Origin of the sequence: Halolamina sp. (genome assembly GCF_036626355.1) — an archaeon.
Lineage (GTDB): Archaea > Halobacteriota > Halobacteria > Halobacteriales > Haloferacaceae > Halolamina.
The window spans coordinates 1-7,251 of sequence record NZ_JAZKRY010000117.1; the positions used below are offsets into that span (position 1 = coordinate 1).

The 7,251-nt window shown below is 67.3% G+C and carries 5 protein-coding genes and 2 pseudogenes; 5 read left to right on the forward strand and 2 right to left on the reverse strand.

Going from position 1 to position 7,251, the window contains the following annotated elements:
* Both V5A38_RS13945 and V5A38_RS13950 read right to left on the reverse strand, forming a co-directional pair.
* On the reverse strand, positions 1–695 hold a 695-nt coding region (locus V5A38_RS13945), incomplete at its 3' end, for a hypothetical protein (RefSeq protein WP_332326373.1).
* A gap of 83 nt (positions 696–778) precedes the next feature.
* Positions 779–1,384, reverse strand: coding sequence for a conditioned medium-induced protein 4 (locus tag V5A38_RS13950; protein ID WP_332326374.1), 606 nt, complete (start codon positions 1,382–1,384; stop codon positions 779–781).
* 180 nt (positions 1,385–1,564) lie between these two features.
* Between V5A38_RS13950 and V5A38_RS13955 the strand changes: the two genes are divergently transcribed.
* The 5 genes and pseudogenes from V5A38_RS13955 to V5A38_RS13975 form a co-directional block, all read left to right on the forward strand.
* Positions 1,565–3,724, forward strand: coding sequence for a heterodisulfide reductase-related iron-sulfur binding cluster (locus V5A38_RS13955; protein ID WP_345786291.1), 2,160 nt, complete (start codon positions 1,565–1,567; stop codon positions 3,722–3,724).
* Positions 3,724–4,560 (forward strand): DUF429 domain-containing protein, encoded by an 837-nt coding sequence (locus tag V5A38_RS13960; protein WP_332326376.1) that lies wholly within the window; start codon positions 3,724–3,726, stop codon positions 4,558–4,560. The genes V5A38_RS13955 and V5A38_RS13960 overlap by 1 nt, the downstream gene beginning before the upstream one ends.
* A 55-nt stretch (positions 4,561–4,615) precedes the next feature.
* On the forward strand, positions 4,616–6,340 hold the full coding sequence (locus V5A38_RS13965) for a radical SAM protein (protein ID WP_332326377.1): 1,725 nt from the start codon (positions 4,616–4,618) through the stop codon (positions 6,338–6,340).
* Positions 6,341–6,342: 2 nt separating this feature from the next.
* Positions 6,343–6,888, forward strand: a pseudogene (locus V5A38_RS13970) (hypothetical protein); the annotation flags it as partial.
* 140 nt (positions 6,889–7,028) lie between these two features.
* A pseudogene (locus V5A38_RS13975) lies at positions 7,029–7,251 on the forward strand (YkgJ family cysteine cluster protein); the annotation flags it as partial.

The window sequence follows — 7,251 nt, forward strand, 5'->3', positions numbered from 1 at the left end:
CCGAACAGCGAGCGGAGCGACCGGCTCCGGACGCCACACTCCTCGAGGAACTCGCAGCTGCCGCATTTCGCGTCGTTCGAGAGCCGCGGCGGCGGGCCGTCCAGCGATCGAACAGTCCCGAGCGCCTCTCGGTAGCGGGCGGCCCGGCGAGCGGTCAGCCTGACCCGCCGGACGACGCCGACGGCCGGATACTCGACCAGCGCGCGCGGCACCTCCCGCTTCCGTTCCCAGGCGAGCGCCTTGGCCAGCCCGACCGCCCGGATGGCCTGTGGCTCCCAGACGCCCTGGGGTGGCGGGACACCCCCAGAGACGAGCGTTGGGACCGGTGGCCCATCGTCACCGCCCCACTGCACAGCCGCCCCATCGAGCAGTTTGTGTGCCACGCCGCGGCAGTCTTTCCCCGTCAACAGCGCGTCGCGGACCAGCGGGTCGACGATGGCCGCCCAGTTCGGAGAGGCTGCGAGCTGTTCGAGGTTTGCCCGGAACTCCGACGGGTCGACAGCGAGAGGCAGCGACGAGAGCCGCTCGTCGGCGGCATCCCGGAGCGCAGGGTAGCGGAAGGCGAGCTCGCGGCGCTCACGGACCTCCTCGGGCGGTTCGAACGAGTCCTCCGTTCGCGCGTAGTAGAGCTGTCGGGGGCAGTAGACGGCTCGCCCGAGCGCGCTGGCGGCGACGAGATCGTCGGCGGTCGGCATAGCCACCGGTGGTCCCGTTCTCCTACTTGAGTGCTCGGGGGAAAACGGCGAACCCGGCGCCGGTCTGGGTGGTCAGCATCGCGTTACAGCTGCGTGTTCGTCTCGATATCCTCGGCAGCCTCCTCGAGCCCGTCGTCACGGGCGGTGGCCGCGTGGCTGTCGCTCAGCTCCGTGTCGGTGAGCAGTTCGGCGAACTCGTCGACGAAGCGGTGGTTGGCCCGGGTCGAACGGAGCTCCGCCTCGGCCACCCGGGAGGAGCGTTCGACCGTCTCCATCGCAGAATCGAGACGTGCTGCACGCTCTTCGAGCGGCACGTCCTCGACGACGAGCTCCCGGAGTTGCTTGAACGGGAACGGCATGTCCCGGTCCGCATCGCAAATCAGGTGGAGGTCCATCCGCGCGGTGAACACCGTCTCCTCGGCAGTGTCGAACCGGTCAGCGAGTTCGGCGTCGCTCTCGTCGGCGTAGAACCCCACGACGAGATCCGTGAGTGTCTCGTCGTCGAGTCCCGACTCGAACGCGTACCGCTCGCGCATCCGCGCGATTAGCTCCTGGACCCGCTCGGTCGCGTCCGCCGCAGCAACGTCGCCCGAGAGCTCGCCCGGCCCCTCCTGCTGGTCCTCCGTCACCGACTCCTCGCCGGTGGTCTCCACGAAGAGCTCCTTGAGCTCTTCCGTTCGGTCATCCATGAGCTAACAGTACGTGCTGGAGCAGCAATAACACTGGGTTCAGTCCGCTAACTGGTAGGTCTCCCGTCACGTCTGCTCGGGGGTCGAGAACGGTCGCGTAACCCAACCCAGAGAACCGTATCGTCCACCGAGCGCTCGTAGTCGGCAAGATTTACGTGATCGCTGACCGGTGTGTACAGTATGCTTGCACAGACCCGGGAGACGTTCTTCACGATCTCACCGGTTGGGAAGGCCGCCTTCTACTTCCTCGCGGCCGCGACGATCCTGGTGTTCGCCGCTGGGCTCTACGAGCGGTTCCAGCGCTACACGCGGGCAAACGACGAACCCATCGCCCGCCTCGACGACCTACCGGGCCGCATCGTCGACGCTGCGAAAACCGTGCTCTCGAACGAGAACCAGTTCGACCGCGACCGCTACGCCGGCGTGATGCACGCGTTCATCCTGTGGGGGTTCCTGACGCTGTTCATCGGTACGTCCATCCTCGCCTTCGAGATGGACATCTACCGAACCCTCACTGGCACCTCGTTCTTTACGGGCGAGTTCTACCTGGCCTACTCGCTGGTGATGGACGCCATGGGCCTGCTGTTCGTCGTCGGCGTCGGCATGGCCATCTACCGGCGCTACACCGAGCGCGAGGGGCGTCTCTGGGGGAAACACACGAGCTTCGAGGACGACATCTTCGTCTGGACGCTGTTCGCCCTCGGCGTCGGTGGCTACCTGCTCGAAGGGCTGCGCATCCGCGCGACGGGGTTCCCCGACTTCGAGTCGGTGAGCTTCGTCGGTTACTTCGTCGGGATGGTCATCGAGGGCGTCGGTATCAGCACCGCGGGCGCCGAGGCGCTCTACTGGTGGGGCTGGTGGTCCCACGCGCTCATCGCATTCGGCTTCGTCGCGTTCATCCCCCTCGCAAAACCGTTCCACATGATCTCGAGTTTCGCGAACGTCGTCACCCGCGACGAGAAGGCGGGCGCGCGACTCCCCTCGGTCCCGGCGGACCTCGACGCCGAGACCGGCGCGGAATCCATCGACTCCTTCACCTGGCGGGAGACGCTGGACCAGGACGCCTGCACGAAATGCGGTCGCTGTTCCTCGGTCTGTCCGGCGAAGGCGTCCGGGCGGAATCTCGACCCGCGTGACGTGATTCTCGACCTCAAACAGTACCGCGAGTCCCTCGACACCGGCGGCGAAGAGGTCGACATTATCGCCGACGGCGGCGAAAGCGTTATCGCCGCGGAGACGATGGAGTCCTGTCTCTCCTGTATGGCCTGTATGGACGCCTGTCCCGTCGATATCGAGCATCTGAAGAGCTTCACGCGGATGAACCGCGACCTCGTCGACAGCGGGCAGGTCGCCCCCGAACTGCAGGACGTGTTCCAGGACGTGATGCGGAAAGGCAACACGTTCGGCAACCCAAACCGCACCCGCGGCGACTGGACCGACGACCTCGAGTTCGAGGTCACCGACGCCCGGGAGCAGGAGGTCGAGTATCTCTGGTACGTCGGCGACTACCCGAGCTTCGACGACCGGAACAAGAAGGTCGCCCGCGCGCTCGCCCAGGTGTTCGAGGCCGCCGACGTGAGCTTCGGCATCCTCTTCGACGACGAGAAACACGACGGCAACGACATCCGTCGGGTCGGCGAGGAGTTCCTCTACCTCGAACTCGCGGGCCACCACGTCGAGTCCTTCGCGGACTGTGAGTTCGACGAGATCGTCTGTACGGACCCCCACTCGTTCAACACCATCAAGAACGAGTACCCCGAGGTCGACTTCGCGGAGTTCGCCGACGACCCGGTGATGCCGTTCGAGTACGACGAGGAGTGGAACGCAGACGGCGAAATCGGCGTCTTCCACTGGACCCAGGTCGTCTCGGAGCTCGTCGCCGACGGCCGACTCTCGCTTTCGGGCACCGAACTCGACTACACCGTCACCTACCACGACCCCTGTCACCTCGGACGGTACAACGACGAGTACGAAGCGCCCCGACGGCTCATCGAGGCGACCGGCTGCGAACTCCACGAGATGCCACGCAGCCACGACGACTCGTTCTGCTGCGGTGGTGGCGGCGGCGGGCTCTGGATGGATTTCGACGACGAGCCCAAACCCAGCGAGGAGCGTCTGCGCGAGGGGTTGGAGGACACTGCCGCGGGCAGCGAGATCGAGAAGTTCGTCGTCGCCTGCCCCATGTGTACGACGATGTTCGAGGACGGCCGCAAGACCGGCGGCTTCGAGGACGAGATCGAGATCGTCGACGTCGCCGAACTGCTGTTCGAGGCCCTCGAGCGTAACGGCGTGCTGACGAGCAACCCGACCGGCGATACGTCGGCGGCCGCCGCCGACTGATGGCGTACACGCCGCCCGAGCGCGTCCTCGGCGTCGACTTCAGCGGCGCGAAAGACGCCGGCTCGAACATCTGGATCGCGGAGATCGACTGCAGGGATGGCCCCCAACTGGTCGGCTGTGCGCCCGCAACAGAACGGTTCGACGTCGGTTCCGACCGCGCAGTTGTCCATCGGGCGCTGACCCACCAGCTGGCCGATCTCGAGCCGAGCGCCGCCGCGGGGCTGGATTTCCCGTTCGCGCTGCCGGAGCCGGTGGTGAGCGCCGCGGACTGGGAGACGTTCATCCGAAAGTTTCCGAGCCTGTTCGCGACCCCCGCGGAGTTCCAGCGGCGCTGTCAGTCCCGCGGCGCGCTGACCGACGACGACCGGGTGCAGCACGTCCGCGCGAGCGAGGAGTCGGTGGGGGCACTCTCGCCTTACAACCGGCGGCTTCGGAGCCAGACGTTCTACGGGATTCGGGACGTGCTCCGGCCACTGGTGCTCGCAGACGTGGTTCGGGTCGCGCCGATGCAGCCTTGCTCGTCCGACCGCCCGACGCTGCTCGAGACCTACCCTGCGGCCACGCTGGACAGCCTCGACGGCGGGACGTACCGTGCCGGCTACAAGGAGTCGAGCGACGAGGGCCGCGAGCGTCGGGAGGCGAACCTCGCCGCGCTCGAGGCGGCGGCGGAGCTGACGGTATCGGCGGACGTACGTGAGCGACTGCTCGCCGATTCCGGGGGCGACGGGCTCGACGCAGTGCTCGCGGCCTTCGCCACGTGGCGCAACACCCTCGGCCCGTCGAACCTCGCAATCGAGGACGGCGAGTACGACGCGGAAGGCTACATCTACGTTTAACAACCCCACGCGCCGCACCACACGCGTTTTACCCCTCGGCCGACAAGCCAACGGTATGCCCGACCCCGGAACGCTGTCCGTCACCATCGTCGACGGCTACGTCGACGAGCCCGCCCATTTCGGGGTGCCGCCGTACATCTCCACCTACCCCCGGTTCACCGCCGGCGCACTCGTCGACGCCGGCGTCGACGCAGAGAACATCACCTACCACACCATCGACGAACTTCGCGACGATCGCATGAACTGGGGGGACGTCGCCACCGCCGACCTCTTCATCTACGTCGGCGGGATGACCGTCCCCGGGAAGTACGTCGGCGGCACGCCCGCCGAGCCAGACGAGGTGAAGGAACTGGCCTGGACCGCCAACGGCACTACCCTGCTGGGCGGTCCGGTCCGATTCGGGGTCGGCGAGGAGAACGCCGGCGCACAGGAGATGGAGCGCAAGGAACTCGACTACGAGTTCGTCGCGAAAGGCGACGTCGAGGCCGCGGCCCACGACCTCGTCGACTCCGGCATGGAGGGGTTCAACGACCGGATGCGGGACAACGAGGAACTCGACCGCTGGGCGTCGACGGGCGCGTTCATCGTCGAGCAGCACCCGAACCACCCCGACTACCTCATCGCCGAGATGGAGACCAGCCGGGGCTGTGCCTACCGCTGCTCGTTCTGTACGGAACCGCTCTACGGCAACCCAGCGTTCCGCTCCGCCGACTCCGTCGTCGAGGAGGTCGACCGGCTCTCGGACCACGGACTGGAGCATTTCCGGCTGGGTCGACAGGCCGACATCCTCGCGTTCGGCGGCGACGGCGAGGCGCCGAACCCTGACGCCATCCGGCGGCTGTACAGCGGCATCCGCGAGGTAGCGCCGACCCTCCAGACGCTCCATCTGGACAACATGAACCCCGTGACCATCACGGATTACCCGGAGGCCTCGCGGGAGGCCATCGAGACCATCGCCGAGCACAACACGCCCGGCGACACGGCCGCGTTCGGCCTGGAGAGCGCTGACCCCGTCGTCCAGGAGCAGAACAACCTGCTCGTGACTGCTGAGGAGTGTCTGGAGGCAGTCCGCGTCGTGAACGAAGCAGGTGGGTGGCGCCCGGCGGAGAACCGTCTGCCGAAACTGCTGCCGGGCATCAATCTCGTCCACGGGCTGCAGGGCGAACGACCGGAGACGTACGACCACAACCGCCGGTTCCTCCGGCAGGTGTACGACGAGGGGCTGATGCTCCGGCGCATCAACATCCGGCAGGTGATGGCCTTCGCGGGCACAGAGATGGGCGATACCGGCGCCGACATCGCCAAGGAGCACAAGGCGCAGTTCCAGGAGTACAAGCGGGCCGTGCGCGAGCAGGTGGACAACCCGATGCTCCAGCGGGTCGTCCCGCCCGGAACCGTGCTCCCGGACGTTCATCTGGAGTACCACCAAGACGGCAAGACGTTCGGTCGCCAACTCGGCACCTACCCGCTGCTCGTGGGGATTCCCGACGAGCGCGAACTCGGCACAACCATCGACATCGCCGTCGTCGACCACGGCTACCGCTCCGTCACAGGGGTGCCCTACCCGCTGGACATCAACGCCGCCTCGATGGACGAACTCACCATCGTCCCCGGCATCAACAGCGGGCGGGCGGGCGACATCGTCGTCTCCCGGCCCTACGACGCCGTCGAGGAGGTGGCCGATGGCGTCGACGCCGTCGACCTGACGAAGTTCGCGACGGCCGGCAAGACGGACCTGACCGTCTCGCGGATGCCCGAACGAAGCGGCAGCGCGGACTGATGCACGTCGGCGCCGTCGCGGCGTACGCCGCTGAGACCGGCGCGGAACTCCTCGCTCGCCGCCCCGAGCAGTTCCAGGCAGCGACCGGTATCGAACCCGACCGCCAGATATCTGAAGGCTCGACAGTCGAGACCGGCGTCGGCCCCGTCTCGGTGCTCGACCTGCCCGGTCACGCGTCCGACCACATCGCCTTCGAACTCCCGGACGGTGGGGGCCAAGCGGGGAGAGCCGGAGCCACCGAGACACGCGGCGGAACAGTCCTCTGTGGCGACCTCGCGGTCGCCGAGGGGAGCGTCGTGGTCGGTGCGCCGGAGGGTGACCTCCGGGCGTATCTGACATCGCTTCGCCGGCTCTGGGCGCAGAACCCACAGCGGCTCTGCGTCGGTCACGGCCCGCCAATCGGTGAGGGAACGGTCGCGGATGACGGTCCAGTCCCAACTGACTCCCGGCACGTCGATTCGCGGCCGACAGACGGGCCAGCGCCGCGGGCGGTGCTCGAACGGCTCATCCGCCACCGGCTCGACCGAGAGGCGGGCGTCGTTTCGGCGAACTGAGTCGGACGCGGTGCCACTCGTCCGCCGGTTCAGTCGACCTCCGCGGTTCGGTGTAGAGATTTCTCGGTCCCGGACGTCGATGTCGAACGGGTTACTGACAGCGGGTTTATCAACGGCGAGGACCGAACGGAACTGTGGAATCTCTGGAAACCGAGCTCGAACGCGCCCGTGGGCTCGACGTCGCGGCGCTCGCAGACGCCATCGAGAGCGTCGGCTTCGAGTGTACCCGCTGTGGTGCCTGCTGTACGCACGAGACGACGCCGGAGGGTGAGACCGAGCCACATACCGCGACGGTGTTCCCGGCCGAGGGACGGGAGCTCCAGACCGCGCTCGGAGCCGGCGACGACGGCGACGACG